A 17,158-nucleotide genomic window follows, 5' to 3' on the forward strand; every position below is an offset into this window, starting at 1 on the left:
TGCGCCGGGCCCGTCCGCGCGGCGGCCCCGCGTCGTCGTTCCCGCAGACTGCGCCTGCTGGGAAGCTCTTTTCCCGGATCTGCTTTTCGGAGAGAGCCGGGCCTCATTCTCCGGGGCGGAGAGGGCCGAAAAAAAACGCCCTGCGCGCAGAGAAAACGCCCGCCGCGCAGAAGATGGGCCGAAGGACGCCGGAGAGTCCGCCGTGCCGCGAGTCTTCTCCGGCACTTGCAACTCATCCGTTTTTCGGTGAAAATTTCCTGAGAGTCGGTTCCTTTTCCATGCAGGAACCGAAAGCCAAGGATATTCCCATGCTGACTTCCCGAGACATGTTCACCGGACTTCCCATGATAACGGCCGCGGCCTTTTTCATGCAGATGTTCAACTCCACCATTCTCAACACGGCCCTGCCCGCCATTGCCGATGCCATGGGGCGTTCGCCCTTTTCCATGCAGCTTGCCGTCATAAGCTATTCGCTCACCGTGGCCCTGCTCATTCCCCTGAGCGGCTGGCTGGCCGACACCTTCGGCACGAGACGCGTCTTTCTTTCGGCTCTGGCCATGTTCGTGATCGGATCAGGCCTTTGCGCCGCGTCGACGACGCTTCCGCTTCTGGTGGCCGCGCGCGTGGTGCAGGGCGTGGGCGGCGCCATGATGGTGCCCGTCTCCCGTCTCACCCTCATGCGCGCCTACACGCGGGAAGACTTCGTCAAGGTCTTCAACTTCATCACGATTCCCGGGCTCGTGGGGCCTGTGGTCGGTCCCATCGTCGGCGGCTGGCTCGTGACGTATGCCTCCTGGCCCTGGATCTTTCTCATCAACATCCCGCTCGGGCTCGTCATCCTGTTCTTCTCCCTGCGCTGCTTTCCCGATTTCCGGCAGCCCCGCGGCTCGTTCGACGTGGCGGGCTTTCTGCTCATCGGCGCGGGCGTGCTCGCCATGTCCGGCGGTCTGGAACTCACCGGCGGGCACGGCGCTTCCCCGGCGCTGGCCTGCGGACTCGTGGTCTTCGGCGTGGCGGCCATCGTGCTCTACGTGCTGCACGCCAGACGCTTCCGTTTTCCCATCATCAATCTCAAGGTCTTCAGCACGCGTACCTTCTCCGTGGGCATCACGGGCAACATCGTGGCGCGTCTCGGCATAGGCAGCATCCCGTTTCTCGTGCCGCTCATGCTTCAGGTGGGCCTCGGCTATTCCGCCGACATCGCGGGCCTCATCCTCATCGCTCCGGCCGTGGGCTCCGTCATGACCAAGACCGTGGTGCTGAACATCCTGCATCGCTTCGGCTATCGCCGCACGCTGCTCTTCCTCACGCTTTCCATCGCGGCCGTATTCATGTGCATGAGCCTCCAGCAGCCCGGCTGGCCCCTCATGCTTCTGGTGGTGCAGCTCTTCGTTCAGGGCATGCTCATGTCCGGTCAGTTCACCTCCATGAACACCATCACCCTCGGCGATCTCCCCGCGGAAACCGCGAGCGACGGCAACAGCCTGCTTTCCGTGGCGCAGAACCTCAGCGTGAGCTTCGGCGTGGCCGTGAGCACGGCGCTTCTGCGCGTGTTCTCCTCCTCGGGCGAGCTTTACGCCCTGCACGCCACCTTCATCGCCGTGGGCCTCATGACGGCCGTCTCGGCCTTCATTTTCATGCTGCTGCGCCCGGAGGACGGCGCGCATCTTCTGAGTAACGATTCCGACGCTGCGGCCGGTTCCCGGTCGAAAGGAAAAAGATCATGACACAGGCGCAGACCTCTGCGGCAGGGAAGGGCGCGCGTACCGCGCCGCCTCTCATCCGTCTGGAAAACATCTGCAAGAGCTACGGTCCGGTCAGGGCCAACCGCAACATATCCCTTGAAATCCGCTCCGGCGAGATACTCGCTCTGCTCGGCGAGAACGGCGCGGGCAAGTCCACCCTCATGTCCATACTGTCGGGCAAGTCCCGGCAGGATTCCGGGACCATCTACGTGGACGGCTCTCCCGCGCCCTTCCGTTCCCCGCGCGACGCCCTGGCCGCGGGCATAGGCATGGTGTATCAGCACTTCATGCTCGTCGAGGCCATGACCGTGACGCAGAACCTCATGCTCGGACAGGCCCGCGGCATTCTGAATCCCGCGGCCATGCGCAAGCGCGTGCTGGAACTCGCGTCCCGCTACGGCTTTGAAATCAATCCCGACGCCATGATTTCCGAGCTTTCCATGGGCGAGCGTCAGCGCGTGGAGATCCTGAAGCTTCTGTACCGCGACTGCCGGGTGCTCATTCTCGACGAACCCACCGCCGTGCTCACCCCGCCGGAAATACGGCAGCTTTTTTCCGCGCTGCGCCGCATGGCCGCCGACGGCAAGGCCGTGGTGTTCATCAGCCACAAGATGAAGGAAGTGCTCGACCTCGCCACGGAAATAAGCATACTGCGCCGAGGCGAAATCGTGGACCATTTTCTCCGCAGGGACGTGCCCGGAGAGCGGGAGCTTGCCGAGCGCATGGTGGGCCGTCAGATGGATGCCGCGGTGGAGCAGACGCCCGTGGAAAAGGGCGAAGTGCTGCTGGAACTTTCCCATGCCTCCTGCGGCATGGCGCAGGACCTTTCGTGTTCGCTGCGCCGGGGCGAGGTGCTGGCCGTGGTGGGCGTGGCCGGCAACGGTCAGCGCGAGCTTGTGGAAATGGTGACGGGCGGCGCAAGACCCGACAGCGGCGCGGGCTCCGTGCGCATTCTCGGCAAGGGCTGGAGCGAGTTCATGCGCACGCGCATGGGCAGAAAGAGCATGGTCTACATTCCCGAGGACAGAAAGGGACTCGCCACCTGCCCGTCGCTGGACCTTCTGGACAACTTTCTTCTCACCAACCGCAACGGCTTTCAGAATTTCGGCTTTCTGGACAGACGCCATTCCGCCACGGCCGCCGCGGACATCATGGAGGAATACCAGGTGGTGGCCGACGGCCTGCACGCCACGGCGGGATCGCTGTCCGGCGGCAACCTGCAGAAGATGGTGCTCGGCCGCGAGTTCTTCCGGGAACCGAGCCTCATCGTCGCCGAAAACCCCACGCAGGGCCTGGACATAGGCGCCATGGAGGAGGTGTGGCGGCGCATTCTTGAGGCGCGCGATCATGCGGGCGTGCTCCTTGTGACGAGCGATCTGCGTGAGGCCATGACGCTGGCCGACACCTTTGCCGTCATGTACCGCGGCCGCTTCATCGACGTGTTCCCCCGCACCGACGCCGCGCGCGTGGAATCCATAGGACTCATGATGGCGGGCATCCGCTTCGGCGAGGAAGAAAAGGAGGCCGTCCATGAAGCGTAAGCTTTCCGTGGCCGAGGCCGTGCAGGCCGCGGGCATACTTTTTGAACTCAATGCCGGAGAAAAGGGCGTTCTTGCCATGGCCGAGAAGGCGGGCCTTCCCTGTTCCACGGAGGAGGAGAAAAAAGCCCTCATGCTGGAGTGGCGGGCCTACGTGCACGCCGCCGTGCTCTACGGACTCATGGTGCAGGCGCCCAACGTGGTGGTGGTGGAATACCTGCGCGTCACGCAGTCCATGCTTCAGAAGCTCGGCTACTCCCCGAAGGAGGCCGAAGACTTCGTGGACGGAGCCTTCCGCGCCTACGTCGACCCCATGGTCAGAACGAAGACGCAGGAGTGCCCGGGCGTCTTCTTCCGCCGCCTTCTGAACAAAGAGGTTTCCGAAGTCCCTCCGGCCACGGCCGCCATGGTCTCCGGCATCATGGCCATGATCATGTCCGCCGTCCTCGACAAGCTCGAACAGTACGAGTTCGGAATAGAATAGGAAGGGGGAGATGGCGAGGGAAGGAGGAAAGCTTTTGAAAAAGTTTTCCTCCTTCCCCCGCGCCCCCATCCTCTTTTCAAAACTTTTTAATGGTGATGGCGCAATTCCCGGAGCGTTGAGGGAAGTTTCGTCCGGTGTTCTTTGCCGGACGTTTTCATGGCGTGCCCGTCGGGCGAAGTGTCGTGCTTCGGCCGCAGTCCGGGTTTGTGAAGGTCGCGTTGAGAAACGCGGCTTTTTTTGTGTCCGAGACGGAAGGCGCGGCCCCGGGCCGGCAGACGCAGCCTGCGTCACGCGGCTCCCTGTCAGAGCACGGCAAGCAGGCGACGCCTTTTCTGCCGGGCGCTGCACGTGCCGCCGACAAGGGGCGGATCGACGGGAACGGACGGATTCGGGGAAAGGCCGAGCGACAAAAAGGCAGGTCGGGAGAAGGGCGCAACGACGGGGCAGAGCGGGGCGGCAGTCCCGGGAACTTTGTTTTTTTTGCGCCGCTGTCACGACAGGGCAACGAACGAGCCATAGACTGGAGGCAAGACATCATGTTCTATCTGTGAGGAAATCATGACCCGCAAGCTTTTTTCTCTTATCATGACCATGCTGCTGTCTGCCTCCGTTCTCGTGCTCGGCGAAGCGGTCGTTTCGTCCTCCCGTCTCGTGTCGTCCTCTCACTGGGCCTCGGCCTGCGCCGATGAGAACGAGGATGAATGGGAGGCCGATGAGGATGAACGGGACGAGGATGAACGGGACGAGGATGACGAGGACGAATGGGAGGAGAACGAGCGGGATGAGGACGATCGTCATCGTCAACGGTAGTCATGAAGGGAAAAAGCGTTTTTTCAGGCGTCCCTAAAAAAGCCCCGCAGTCCGCACGGCCGTTGCGGAGCGGGGCATGGGAAGGCGTCGGAGTCGGGGGGGGGAAAAACTCCGGCGCCCTGCTTGGGGAGGGGATGGCAGAACGTGAGATCAGAGCTGGAACAGCCTGCCGAGTGCTGGGATCTTGTCCTTGACGCCGCTGTGGCGCAGGCAGGCCCAGAGCGTGGCCTGGTTGCTCGTGATCACGGGCATTTCCCAGTCGCATTCCAGAATGGGAATGATGTCGAGCACGTTGAGTCCCGTGCAGCTTATGAACAGGCAGTCCGCGCCTTCACGCGGAAGCTGCTTGACTTTCTGAAAGACGTAGTTGGGCTCTATGTCCGTGATGGACTGATTGACGTAGTCGTTTTCCATGCCGGTGATGTGCGTCACAAAAAGTCCGTTGCTTTCGAGAAACTCCTTTTCCGCTTCGTTGGTGTCGTCGGGATAGGGAGTGATGACCACGGGGTGAGAAACGCCGAGGGCGGCAAAGGCCTCAAGAACGGCGGTTGACGTGGTGAGACACGGATCTCCGGTGATTTCCTCCATGCGGGCGATGAGTCGCTTGTCGAAGCCGAAGCCGTCTATGAGACTGCCGGACGTGCAGCCGAACATGATGACGTCGTGCTTGTAGCGCTTGTACACTTCACAGACCTGTTCTATGTGACTCACCATGTCCCTGAGCCCTTCCGGCGTAGGAATGGTGAAGGGCAGGCGGGAAGTGGCCACGGCCACGCCTGCGGGAAGGAAGCGGTGAAAGTCCATTTCCATGTTCGGTCCCGAGCCGGGGGCCAGAAGACCGATGTGTGCTCTCCAGGAATACATGGGAAGCTCCTTGCGGCATGATGCCGCGGCATGATGAGGGAAGGGAATTCATCGACCGAGCAGTCGCTTGGTCACGGACTGCAGGTTCATGCCGCCGAGGCCCAGCGCCTTCAGGGTGCGACCTTCGTCGGCGTAGTTTCTGCCGTGAAGAGCCGAGGCCAGAGCCAGCAGACCGGAAGCGAGAGGCATGTCGAGTCCGGCAGCGCGTCCGGCATCGGCAAGAAGACAGACGCAGGTTGAGGCATCTTCGCTTATGTAGCGATGAGCGGCGCTGGTGGGGCCTATGAGGGAGCGGAAGGCGTCAAGCTCCGGGAAGCAGTCCTGACGGGCCACGCGGCGCATATGCGGCAGCGGGGAGCGCGCCGTCCAGCCCCAGGCGTTGAATACGGCCGTCTTCTCTTTGTCCATGGCTTCCAGCATGGTGAGCACGCCGGGAGTGAGGCCGGTCTTGTACAGCCAGTACTCGCCGCCGGAACGTTCTATGGCTCCGAGATTGAGCAGAGAGCCCATGAGATGAATGACCACGTTCGGGGAATTGAGCGCGGTTTCCAGAACATTGGTTGCGGCGTCGGTTTCAAGCACTCCCGCAAGCGCCTGCTGAAGCTTGTGCGTGTTGCAGGCGGGGAAGGCCGCCACCATTCGTCTTGCCAGAGGAAAAGCCATGAATATCTGGGCGGGACGGAGCCTGCGGCAGGGATAGAGATTGCCTTCCAGTTCACCGAGCACCATGCCGTGAGGCGTTTTCCCGTCGAGTCCCCGGGCGTTTCGTATGGCCCGGTCAAACATCAGGGAAGCGCCGCCTCCTGCGGAGATGAATACGGTCTGGCCGTCTTTCAGAAAGGGCGCGCATTGTTTGGCGAGTGTTTCATGACGGTGCGCCACGGCGCATACGACCACAAGTTCGGCATGTTCAAGCGCCTGTTCGGGAGTGTCGCAAAGGTCGGGCAGCACCTTTCCCGTCCGTCCGCCTCCGGTCAGGCAGATGCCTCCTGCGGCGCGTATTTCGTCCAGCCGTTCCTTCCTGTCGTCGTACAGGGAAACCTTGTGGCCGGCCAGGGCCATGTCGGCGGCAAAGCACTGTCCTGTGCCTCCCGCACCGATAACGCAGATGTTCTTCACAGCATTCCTCCATGATGCCGCAGCGTCGTGCGGCGTTTGGGGCGGCAGGCGGCGGGGAACCCCGCCGCGTTTTTTCAGCCGTTGACGTTCATGGCGCGGACGAGGTCGGCCACCTTGTCCAGCTCTTCCATATGACGCACCATGTCCACCACGCGGGAGGCCTTTTCTTCCCCTATCACGGGGCCCGCAGCCAGATGGAAGCGGTCGATGAACTCTTCGTCGGTCATCATGTTTCTGGGATGGCCCTTGGGAAGAGGCACTTCCTTGACGAGATGTCGTCCGTCCACGGTGTCCACCTTGAGCACGTAGAACGGATAGCTGCCGCGCTGGAAGGTTTCAAAGCACTGCTGCAGAGTCATGTATTCGCCTTCGCAGTGGATTCTGGTGGAAAGCTCAACGACGGAGGGATCGTGGCGGAAGGCTTCGGAATACCATTCCTGCGTGGGGGCGGGATGGTGCAGCATGGCGGAGACGCAGTAGGGAATGCTGAACTGGCCGTCCACCACGGAAGGATAGCCGTCGGGATGCACGTGCCAGCGGGATTCCACTTCGGGACTGATGGTTATGGAAGCTATGTCGGCAGGCTTGAGACCGTGTTCGGCAATGAGTTCGGCCATGCCGTCCAGAGGCTGCTGTATCCACATGTTGGTGGGCCAGTGCTTCATGAGGGTTTCCATGATCATCCACTGGGAGCCGAGATTCTTCGTGTACCACTCCCATTTGCAGTCGTCGGTCATGGTGCACCAGTAGCCGCTGTCTCCGTCGAGGTAGTCGGGCAGGGAGCTGATGCCCACCTTGGCCAGATGTGCGCCCGCTATGCCGTTCATGCTGTTCATGCCCCACTGGAAGTGATAGTAGTCCGTGCGCGTGACGTGGGTGAGCACGTTGATGGTGGGCGTGAGCGCACCCGTGATGCCTATGAGGTTTTCCATCTGTTCCTTGTCGAGGCCGAGGAGCTTTCCGCCCATGATGGAAGAGGCGTAGATGACCCAGCTCGTGAGGCCCCAGCCTTTGGTCATCCAGCCGAAGTTCGGGCCGGGCTGCACGGCCATGGCTATGCGCTCGTACAGTTCATAGGCGGTGACGAGGCCAAGAAGATAATCTTTGCCGGAGGAGCCGAGCTGTTCGCCCATGGCAAGGCCCGTGGACACGGCACAGGCCGAGGGATGGCCCGTCCAGCTGCAGTCTTCCCAGTCGAGGGCGTCGGCAAGAGTGCCGTTGGCAAGACCTGCGGCGGCCGCGTTCACCTTGGAGCCGTCGCCCCATATGGTGGCTTCAGAGCCTCCCTGGCCCATGACCTTGCCGAGGGCCACGGCCCGTCTTCCCACGTCGGAGGAAAGGGCGGCCAAAGAGACGCCCAGCGTCTGAAGCGTCAGGTTTTTCGCACGGTTCAGGACTTCTGCGGGAATGTCCTCGTAACGCAGTGCCGCGCCGTAGGCGGCAAGTTCCTTGGTCTGACTCATGAGAGGCTCCTTGTGTTGTTTTTTGCTGCTCAGCGGTGTATGGGACGCCAGGAGATTTCCGGGCCGTTTTTGCCGTTGACTATGCGGATGAACTGACCGTTGAGCATGGGGTTGGTGAAGGGGTAGTCGGAACGCTGCATGTTGCCCCGGCTTTCCCTGCGCTCAAGCGCGCAACGGATCATGACTTCGCCCATGTCCATGATGGCGAGGGTTTCCGAGGCACGCATGAGTTCGTGGGCCGTGGGAGTGCACAGTTCTGAGTCCACGCGGCGGCGCATGTCGCCCAGGAACTTGAGGCCCGATTCCAGCAGGCTTGCAGAACGTACCTTGTGCGGACCGGGGGCGGCGAAATCGGTAAGAATCTGCTGCACGGCGTGATTGCACTCCTGCCAGGTGGCTCCGTTGCTGCGGGCGGCAAAGGCGCTGTAGTAGGCCATGCGTTTCTGGGCCCACGGGGTATGTTCCACGTCCGGACAGGGGGAGACTTTTGCGGCGTAGGAGGCGGCCTGCTCACCGCTGATGAGACCGAAGACGGCTGCTCCGCCGATGTTGGTACGGAAATTGCCCACATGATCGCCCACGGCATATACGCCGGGAAGGTTCGTTCCGGTCCTGGGATCGATTTCTATGCCGCGTATGCCGTGAGGCTCGTACTGACCGAACACCACGCCGTGACGGCCGGGATCCACGCCTTCCTGCTTCATCTGGGCAAGAAAGCCGGTGAGCCCCTCGCAACCCATGGCCCAGAGCATATGCTTGAGATCGTCTTTGCTCGCTCCTCCGCAGTCCATGACGGCCGGGCCTCTGCCGTTGACCATGAGGTCGGAGAAGGAGGAATTCCAGATGTCGCCGGTGATGTCGCTGGTTTCTCGGCTCGGCACGGTGGTGAAGGGGCCTATGGGCGTGCCGTCGGGGTATCGGTACACGCCCAGCCACGTGGCCTTGCCGCAGCGGGAGGAGTAGCGGGGACCGGCGTGCCTGTAGCCCCGGTCCATGCCTACGAGCGCGCCTCCGATGCGCCAGAACTGGGCGATGGATTCTCCTGTGCAGGCGGGACACACGCCGATGTTGAACATGAGTCCGGGAGTGTTTGCGGAGACGAATATCCGGCAGGGGTTGCCTGTGGCAAGAATGACGGCCTTCGCCCGAACGATGCGGAAGGCGGGTTTTTCTTCGCTGGTATCGAGGGCAAGAACACCGCCCATGCCGCCTTGCGCAGGCAGAAGCTCCAGTACGGGAGAATGATTGACAATGACGGCTCCGGCTTGGCGGGCCTGTGAGGTAAGCACTTTCTTCTGATTGCTGCCGTCATACTTCAGGAAGGCACGGGGTCTGCCGGGAAAGGCGTGGCCTTCGAACAGCCAGTCGCCTCTGGGCTTCATGTTGATGCCCCAGGAGTGCCACATGTCCACCACTTCCCTGCTGCGCATGAGGGAGGCGTCGAGCACGTCGCGGTCCTGATCTCCGCCCACGAGACTGCCCAGAATGGCATCCCTGGCTGTGGCGAGATCGCCATGAACCTCGGGAATGTAGCAGGCAAAGTGGTCGTTTCCGCCCGCGCCGGATCCGCTCCGTTTGGTGTTGGCCTTTTCCAGAACGATGGTGGAGACTCCGGCCTTCGCCGCGCCTACGGCGGCCATGAGACCGCCTATGCCGCCTCCTGCGATGACGACGTCGGCATCGAGAATTTCCTTAATCGGCAGCATGAGCACCTCCTTGTTCTGAATTTTTCAGGAAGGGGGAATCCACGTGCAGTATCATGTGGCTTATGGGGTGACGCAGGGTGATGGCTCCCGCGGGGCAGTCGAGTGCGCACACGTTGCAGTGCCAGCATTCGTCGGGATATCTCACCGTGGGAATTTCGTTTCGTGCGGGTCTGCATCCGAAAACTTCCAGCGGACATATGTCTGCGCACAGCCCGCAGCGCAGGCATTTCTCGGGAGAGATGACGGGAGGCATACAAGACTCCTTGTTTCGTACGGGGGCGGGGGCCCGCCCCCGGGGAAAAACTACTTTTCGGCGCCGATGGCCTTCAGGAGATTTTCGTGCTGGGTGACCACGTTGCCGGTCCAGAGACCCTTTTCGCGATAGTAGCGCACCACGCCTTCATGATAGGGGGGGGCATATTCATAGATGGTGCCGAAGTCGGCGGCGATGGGAGAGATGTTTTCCCATTCGCTTCTGTTTTCATCGACGGCCTTGATGATGCCGTAGGCCACTTCGGGGTCCATGTCTGCCCGTGCGTAGATGCCGTTGCGGTACAGGATGGCGCGGCCGATGGCCGAGGTGTTGTTGAAGTAGGGGGCATGGGCGGGCAGACTGCCGATGAAGAATCCCGTGGGCAGGTGTTCCATGAGATACGCGGCCTCCTGTTCGGAGGGTTCCACATAGACGTTGGCGCCGCCGGAGGTCTCCAGTTCCATCATGAAGGGGCCGGAACCGGTACTGAGGGCGGCATCTACGCGGCCTTCCACGATGTCGCTGGTCATTTCGCGGAAGTTTATCATGGTGAGGGCTGCCTTGAGGTCGGATTCCTTGAGACCTGCGCTGGCGAGGAGGGTGAGGCCCACGCGGTCGAACAGAGGATTGCCGGGCTGACGCATGGTGACGACGCGTCCCTTGAGATCGGAGTACTTCGTGATGCCCTTGTCGGGAAGGGTGATGCATCCGTACAGGGCCCGGGCTCCGGGAATGACGGTGCGCAGGAAGGGCTTTGCGCCGGTTTCCGTCTTCCATACGCCGAGGCCCTGCAGCAGTTCCACGGTGTCGGGACCGGCATGCATGGCCAGGTCCACCTGTCCCTTTTCCATCTTGGGCAGCCAGCTTGCGGGACCGCCTATGGGCTGCACGATGACGCGTTCCACGGGAGTATGCTTTTCAATGGTCTTGGCCATGGCCGTTACGGCCATGTGCATGACGTTGCCCGAGGCGGGAACGGAAATGACCAGCTTTTTCGGCCATGCGGTGTCGGCAAGAGCGCAGGCGGGAGCGAAGCTGAGCGCGGCCGCGGCCAGTGAACAGAGCATGATGGAGAAGGTGCGTCTTTTCATACGTGACTCCTTGGTAGAGGGTTGGACGGAGGGAAAACGCTGTGTCAGACGGCGCAGACCTTTTCGGTCTTCATCCGGTAGAAGAGGTAGCCCATGAAGGCGATGAGAGCGGCGAGAACGGGATATTGGATGATGTCCGGCAGCGGCACGAATATGGCTATGCCGCCCGCGGCCAGCACGATTCTTTCCCACAGAGCGAGAGGCACGAGCAGGTACTTCGTCCACGCGCCGGATATGGCGAGCAGTCCCGTGAAGGAGGCCAGAAACACGAGGGCCGTCTCCCACAGAGGTCCTATGAAGAGCAGGGCGGGATATACGACGAAGGCCCATGGAACGAGAAATCCGGCAATGCCCATGCGCAGGGCGAGAACGCCCGTCTTGGTGGGATCGCCGCCGGATATGCCGGACGCCACGAAGGCGGCGATGGCCACGGGCGGAGTGATGAAGGAAAGCGCGCCGTAGTAGAACAGGAACATATGCACGGCCAGAGGTTCCACGCCGCTTCCCACGATGGCCGGAGCCAGCATGGTCACGGTGAGCAGGTAGCAGGCGATGGACGACATGCCCATGCCGAGCACGAAGGAGGCCGCGCCTGCCATGAGAAGCATGAGATAGATGTTGTTGCCCGCGATGGAGCCCAGCTCGTTGGAAAGATTCTGTCCCGTGCCGGTCACGGTCATGGCGCCCACAAGGATGCCTATGGCCACGCTGAGCGGAATGACCATGTTCATGCCCATGGCCGTGTTTTCCAGTACGATGAGAAAACGCTTCCAGTTCAGTCTGGTCCTGCGGGAGAAGGCCGTGCATACGACGAGGGCGACGAGCGTGTACACTATGCTTGTTTCTGCGGAGAACTTGAGAAAGCCCATGCATATGATGAGCACGCCGAAGGAGGGCAGATAGTACCAGCCTTCGCGCAGCACGTCGCGTACCTTGGGCAGATTTTCCCTGGGTTCGCCCACGGCGCAGAGCCGAATGGCCTCGATGTCGGCCTGCACGAGCAGCGTGCCGTAGTACAATACTGCCGGCAGGAAGGCCGCAGCGCACACGGCCCAGTAGCTGACGCCGAGAAAGTCGGCGATGAGGAAGGCCGTCGCGCCCATGATGGGCGGAGTGAACATTCCGCCTGTGGAGGCCACGGCTTCCACGGCGCCCGCCAGTTCTGCGGGGAATCCCGTCTTCTTCATCATGGGAATGGTGATCTGCCCGGTGGTGGCCACGTTGGCGGCTACGGAGCCGGAAAGGGAGCCGAAGAACATGCTGGAGAGTACGGCCGTCTTGGCGGGGCCGCCGCGGTACGCACCAAGGCAGGCTCTGGCCAGATCGCTGAAGAAGTCGCTTGCTCCGGTGACGGTGAGGATGCAGCCGAAGAGAATGAAGCCCGGAACGGTGGAGGCGACCGTGCCGACAATGCTGCCCCAGTAGCCTTCGCCGCTCAGAAACATCCAGCCCGTGGCTCCGGCGTAGGTGAAGCCCGTGCTCATGAGAAATCCCGGGAACAGGTCGCTGTACACGAAGTAGAAAAAGGAGCCCACGGACAAAATGACGGGTGCCAGACCGGAGGTGCGACGCACGGCTTCCATGAGGGCCACGGAAAAGCCGCCGGCAAGCAGCATCTGCCACCAGGTGGCGTCGCCCCAGGAATAGATGAGCGAGTCGGAGTTGCAGGCTATGTAGGCACACGCTGCCGCCGTCCACAGGATCATGACGGCTTCATACCAGTGCAGCCGCTCCATGTCGGCGCCCTTTTTGGGCGGCACGGCCAGCAGTACGAGACTTACCAGCGCTCCTGCACATATGGCGCGATGGGCCACGGGGTAGATGATGATGCCGAGGGTGAAGAATACCTTGAGCAAGGTGAGTATGATGTATATGGTCCAGACGGATCCCAGAATGAAGGCCAGCTTGAAGCGCAGGGGACGCTCTCCGAGAGGAGTGCCCGGGCCGTACTTCTTCTGGGACTGGACGTCGGCGGTGCTGTTCTCTGCCATGGTAGCCTCCTTGAGGCGCGGAAAAAAAGTGCCTGTCAGTTGTTACCGGTGGGGAAGTGAAAATTGTCCATGTAGTAGCGTTCCGGCTGGACCTTGTAGCGTTCCAGGGGAACTTTTCTCGTCGTGTACTCGGCCTGACCGTCCTTGTTTCGTATGACGATCCAGCAGAGCCAGTGCTCGTTGTCGCGGTGAGGAAAGTCGGCACGGAAATGGCCGTCGCGGGATTCCTCGCGCATGAGCGAGGCATTCAGCGTGAACTCCGTGAGCATGGCCATGGCCTCGGCTTCGCGGGCCTTCATGAGATAATGGGGGTCGGGCGCGCCGAGAGAGGGAAGTACCTCCTGTTGAAGGACACGCAGTTTTTCCAGGCCCTTTTTCAGGCCCTGAGCCGTTTTAAGAATGCAGACGTCACAGGAACTTATGATTTCCTGTATGCGCCGTACGGCGTCCTTGGGGGCCAGACCTTCCCTGCCGAGAGGGGCGAGGGCCGCATCAAGCTTCTGCCGGACGTCGGCCTTGTCGAGCGGTCTTTCCTCGTGTTCGAGGGCGAATCGTCCGGCGTTTTCTCCGGCGATGTAGCCCGTGGTGGCCACAAGGCACATGGAAAGGCCACCCATGTACACGCCGCCGTCAATGCCGCAGCTGCGACCGGCCGAATAAAGTCCCTCCACGGGCGTGGAGCAGTCCTTTCCGCACATGACGCCGCCGTAGGACGTAAGCACCTGCGGCATCCATTCCTGCGGCCTGCCGAAGAAGTCTATGCCGATTTCGAGCAGCTTGGTGTCGTGCAGTTTCGCCCAGCCAGCCTTGGGACGAAGAGCGCTTACGCTTTCCTTCGGCATACGGCTGGTGTCGAAGTATATGGGGCCCCTGCCGGCAGCCACTTCATGCGCCATGCCCCGGACATTGTAGTGCGGATCGCCCTTGGCTCCGAGGGTGGGAGCATAGCGGCTCATGAAGTCTTCGCCCAGTCTGTTCACGAAACGCGCGCCGTGGGGCAGCAGATTGGTCTGGCCTTCCCAGGCAAAGAGCTTCGGCGTGTTCCATACGCGGATGAATTCGAAGTTGCGCAGCGGCAGACCTGCGTTGAAGGCCAGAGGAACGCCGTCGCCTGCGCAGCTGCTCATGTGGTAGGAGGTCTTCCATCCGCCCATGTTGGCGGCCAGCACCACGGCGCGGGCGCGGCATACCACGGGGCGGCCGCTCAAAGTATGAAATCCGGCGGCTCCCACGGCTCGGCCGTCTTCCACCAGCAGGTCGGTGACGTATATGTTGCCCATGCGGCGAACGTTCAGTCGGTCCATTTCTCCCAGAAGTTCGCGGCGGAGATTGGCGCCGCCGGAACCGAGAGGCACTGAAAGGTAGGACTTCATGTTGGCAAGGCCGCGCTGCGGCACGGGAATGAGATGGCCTTCGTCGTCACGGCGAAAATGATGGCCGAGTGCCTCGTAATCACGGAAGCGGTCGGTGGACTGGCGCAGGATTTCTTCCATGAAGTCCTGTTCCACAAGGCCGTCGTAGTAGTAGACGAGCTCACGGAGCATGGCGTCGATGTCGTCCCCGGGCAGCCGGGCTATCATGTCGCCGCCGCACATGCTGCCGAGTCCGCCCCAGTCACGCGGTCCCTTGTCGATGACGAGCACGTCTTCCACGTGTTCCCGGGCCTTCTTGGCCGCCCACATTCCGGCAAATCCGCCGCCGACGATGAGCACGTCGGCATTCAGTATCCAGGGAGTCAGTTTCATGCGTTGTCCTCCGTGACCGGGCGCACGGTATCGAGAGTGCGGGGCAGTCTTTCCTTGAAGGGATGAACATGGATGGCGTCGGCCGGGCAGCGGACTTCGCAGGTGTAGCAGGTCATGCAGTCGTCCGTGTAGGCTATGCGCGCTCTGCCGCCGCAGGTCAGGCAGCGTCCGGCTTCGGCCATGGCGGCGTCCAGAGAAAGTCCCAGGCGGCATTCGGAAAAGCCGCAGAGGGCGTTCTTCCTGCGGTCGTTTCTTCTGACATGCGCTATTTTGGAGGGATCAAGCCTGGAGAGCATGTCTGTTGCCACGGGGCGCTCGGGAACGGGCCGGTTGAGTTCTGCACCGGAGAGAAAGCGATGCACGGAAATGGCCGCGCGTCTGCCCGAGGCCACGGCCGCAGTTACCGAGGCCGGTCCGCTCACTACGTCGCCTGCGGCGAACACGCCTTCGAGGGAGCTTTCCATCGTGGCTGCATCCACCCGGATGCGTCCGCGTTCCGTATCCAGGCACGGGGCAAAAGGCTCGACGTCGCTGTGCTGTCCAATGGCAAGAATGACCATGTCGGCCGGGAACAGACGTACGGCTGCGGGATTTTCATCGAACACCGGGGCAAAGCGGCCGGCATCGTCGGTGACGGAAAGACAGGGACGGCAGAAAAGTCCGTTCAGCCTGCCGTTCTCATCCCGTGAAAGACCGAAGGGCCCCCAGGAACCTTGCACGGCAATGCCCAGAGAGCGGGTTTCCTCCACGTTGTGGGGAAAGGCAGGCAGGGAGTCTTCCGCTTCCAGACTTACGATGGTCACATTGTTCGCTCCGAGACGCAGGGCGCTCACGGCGGTATCCATGGCCACGTCGCCGCCGCCTACCACGACGACACGGCTGTTTTCTGAAACGGCGGGGGCGGACTTCATGCGTACGGAGCGAAGAAAGTCAAGTCCGGTCAGCACGCCGGCCGTATCCTCTTCGCCTTCAAGACCGGCATGTCTTCCTTCCGAAGCTCCTATGGCCAGAACCACGGCGCGGAAGCCTTCCTTTTTCAGAGCGTCGAGTCCGCCTTCAGCAATTTTTCTGTTGCAGACGAAGCTTATGCCGGCGTCGCGGAATTTTTGTATCTGCCTTGCCATGAGGTCATCGGGCACGCGGTAGGCGGGAATGCCGTAGCGGAGCATTCCTCCGGGTTCAGGCATGGACTCGAACACTGTGACGGGATAGCCTTCCTCCGCCAGATACCATGCCGCCGAGAGACCGGCAGGACCGGAACCGACTACGGCAACGGGAGAAAGGTGACGCCGGGGAAATCTCGGAGAAGACTGTGCAAGGTCGAGATCTCCGAGAAACTGCTCCAGCGCGTTGATGTTGACGGCAGCGTCCACGTCGGTGCGCGTGCAGGCGCATTCGCAGGGGTGGAAGCATACGCGTCCGGTCATGGCGGGAATGGGCATGGTGCGCTTGAGAAGAGCGAGAGCCTCCTCCACACGGCCGTTCTGCAGCAGGTAATGGCAGCCCCGTATGTCCGTTCCCGCAGGACAGGCGTCCATGCAGGGAGACTCTTCCGGCTGATTCGTGTCGAGTCTGAACACGTCCAGCGGACAGGACTTGAAACAGGTCCCGCATCCCGTGCATCTGGCGGGATCGATGGAACTAATCATGGTTCACTCCTTGATCGGCGTTTGCGGTCCTTAGTTCTGGTTGTTCGGAAGAGAGGCACCGGGAGGAATTCTTTTCGTCGAGCTCAAGCGGACCGCGCAGAAAGGCGTCGGGCACGAGATCCTCGTCCGCTATGTCCATGATGCCGACAAGAGTCGTGAAGAATTCCTGAAGCATGCTCTTGAAATTCTGCCACTCTTCCGTGCTGTACATTTCATGGGTCAATATCCGGTAGTTCTCCATGGCATGATTGCCCCGGAGATAAACCTTTCTTCCGTATTCCGTAAGTTCCAGCGTATAGTGACGCTTGTCGTTGGTTCTCACTTTGCGGCATATGAGATCGAGTTTCTCAAGTTCCGTGCATATTCTGGAGAGATTGTTCCTGTCCATGCCGATGAGTCTTGCGAGAGCCGTTTGGCTGAGATCGCTTTTCGAGTATATTTCACGGAGAATGATAAACTGTATTCTATTTATATTACATCCAGATATTTTCATTATTCTGTTTGTAATTGTTGTTATAAGATGGTGCAGCTGCGACATAGGGAAAACAGGTATGTTCTCTGGTATGATCATGTTTTCCTCCTTTTAGATGTATGTAATTTACATATAATTGTATGTGTGAACTCATATATGTAATTTACATATATTTTATATAATTAGAATAATATTACATAAAGAATTGTGTCAACTTAAAAATATAAT

The 17,158-nt window shown here is 60.9% G+C and carries 14 protein-coding genes; 4 read left to right on the forward strand and 10 right to left on the reverse strand.

The annotated features are described in order from the left end of the window. The first annotated feature begins 308 nt into the window (after positions 1-308). The 4 genes from QZZ60_RS02675 (at position 309) to QZZ60_RS02690 (ending at position 4,577) form a co-directional block, all read left to right on the forward strand. Entirely contained in the window at positions 309-1,727 is a 1,419-nt protein-coding gene (locus QZZ60_RS02675; protein WP_295637426.1) for a DHA2 family efflux MFS transporter permease subunit, read from the forward strand. After that, the gene (locus tag QZZ60_RS02680; protein ID WP_295637428.1) at positions 1,724-3,286 is read left to right on the forward strand and encodes an ABC transporter ATP-binding protein; all 1,563 of its coding nucleotides are present in this window, start codon (positions 1,724-1,726) and stop codon (positions 3,284-3,286) included. The genes QZZ60_RS02675 and QZZ60_RS02680 overlap by 4 nt, the downstream gene beginning before the upstream one ends. Beyond that, positions 3,276-3,767: a hypothetical protein gene (locus tag QZZ60_RS02685; RefSeq protein WP_295637431.1), complete on the forward strand. Its 492-nt coding sequence runs from the start codon at positions 3,276-3,278 to the stop codon at positions 3,765-3,767. The genes QZZ60_RS02680 and QZZ60_RS02685 overlap by 11 nt, the downstream gene beginning before the upstream one ends. Positions 3,768-4,325: 558 nt before the next feature. After that, positions 4,326-4,577, forward strand: coding sequence for a hypothetical protein (locus QZZ60_RS02690; RefSeq protein ID WP_295637434.1), 252 nt, complete (start codon positions 4,326-4,328; stop codon positions 4,575-4,577). A gap of 150 nt (positions 4,578-4,727) precedes the next feature. On the opposite strand, the gene QZZ60_RS02695 is transcribed toward QZZ60_RS02690, so the two are convergent. The 10 genes from QZZ60_RS02695 to QZZ60_RS02740 all read right to left on the reverse strand — a co-directional run bounded on the left by QZZ60_RS02695 (position 4,728) and on the right by QZZ60_RS02740 (position 17,029). Then, on the reverse strand, positions 4,728-5,441 hold the full coding sequence (locus tag QZZ60_RS02695) for an aspartate/glutamate racemase family protein (protein ID WP_295637439.1): 714 nt from the start codon (positions 5,439-5,441) through the stop codon (positions 4,728-4,730). 48 nt (positions 5,442-5,489) lie between these two features. Continuing rightward, a complete protein-coding gene (locus QZZ60_RS02700) occupies positions 5,490-6,560 on the reverse strand; it encodes an NAD/NADP octopine/nopaline dehydrogenase family protein (protein ID WP_295637440.1) in 1,071 nt (356 codons plus the stop codon). A gap of 74 nt (positions 6,561-6,634) precedes the next feature. Further along, entirely contained in the window at positions 6,635-8,023 is a 1,389-nt protein-coding gene (locus QZZ60_RS02705; protein WP_295637444.1) for an MmgE/PrpD family protein, read from the reverse strand. Positions 8,024-8,052: 29 nt separating this feature from the next. Next, positions 8,053-9,729: an FAD-binding protein gene (locus QZZ60_RS02710; protein WP_295637447.1), complete on the reverse strand. Its 1,677-nt coding sequence runs from the start codon at positions 9,727-9,729 to the stop codon at positions 8,053-8,055. Beyond that, complete coding sequence (locus QZZ60_RS02715; RefSeq protein WP_295637450.1) at positions 9,716-9,982, reverse strand: ferredoxin family protein; 267 nt, start codon at positions 9,980-9,982, stop codon at positions 9,716-9,718. The genes QZZ60_RS02710 and QZZ60_RS02715 overlap by 14 nt, the downstream gene beginning before the upstream one ends. Positions 9,983-10,032: 50 nt before the next feature. After that, entirely contained in the window at positions 10,033-11,073 is a 1,041-nt protein-coding gene (locus tag QZZ60_RS02720) for a TAXI family TRAP transporter solute-binding subunit (RefSeq protein WP_295637453.1), read from the reverse strand. Positions 11,074-11,117: 44 nt separating this feature from the next. Beyond that, on the reverse strand, positions 11,118-13,064 hold the full coding sequence (locus QZZ60_RS02725; protein WP_295637456.1) for a TRAP transporter fused permease subunit: 1,947 nt from the start codon (positions 13,062-13,064) through the stop codon (positions 11,118-11,120). Positions 13,065-13,099: 35 nt separating this feature from the next. After that, the gene (locus QZZ60_RS02730; protein ID WP_295637458.1) at positions 13,100-14,809 is read right to left on the reverse strand and encodes an FAD-binding protein; all 1,710 of its coding nucleotides are present in this window, start codon (positions 14,807-14,809) and stop codon (positions 13,100-13,102) included. Further along, positions 14,806-16,458 (reverse strand): FAD-dependent oxidoreductase, encoded by a 1,653-nt coding sequence (locus QZZ60_RS02735; protein WP_295637461.1) that lies wholly within the window; start codon positions 16,456-16,458, stop codon positions 14,806-14,808. The genes QZZ60_RS02730 and QZZ60_RS02735 overlap by 4 nt, the downstream gene beginning before the upstream one ends. Next, positions 16,451-17,029, reverse strand: coding sequence for a MarR family winged helix-turn-helix transcriptional regulator (locus QZZ60_RS02740; protein ID WP_367119401.1), 579 nt, complete (start codon positions 17,027-17,029; stop codon positions 16,451-16,453). Before QZZ60_RS02740 ends, QZZ60_RS02735 begins: the two co-directional genes overlap by 8 nt. Between the last annotated feature and the right edge of the window lie 129 nt (positions 17,030-17,158).

Source organism: uncultured Mailhella sp. (genome assembly GCF_905187505.1).
GTDB lineage: Bacteria > Desulfobacterota > Desulfovibrionia > Desulfovibrionales > Desulfovibrionaceae > Mailhella.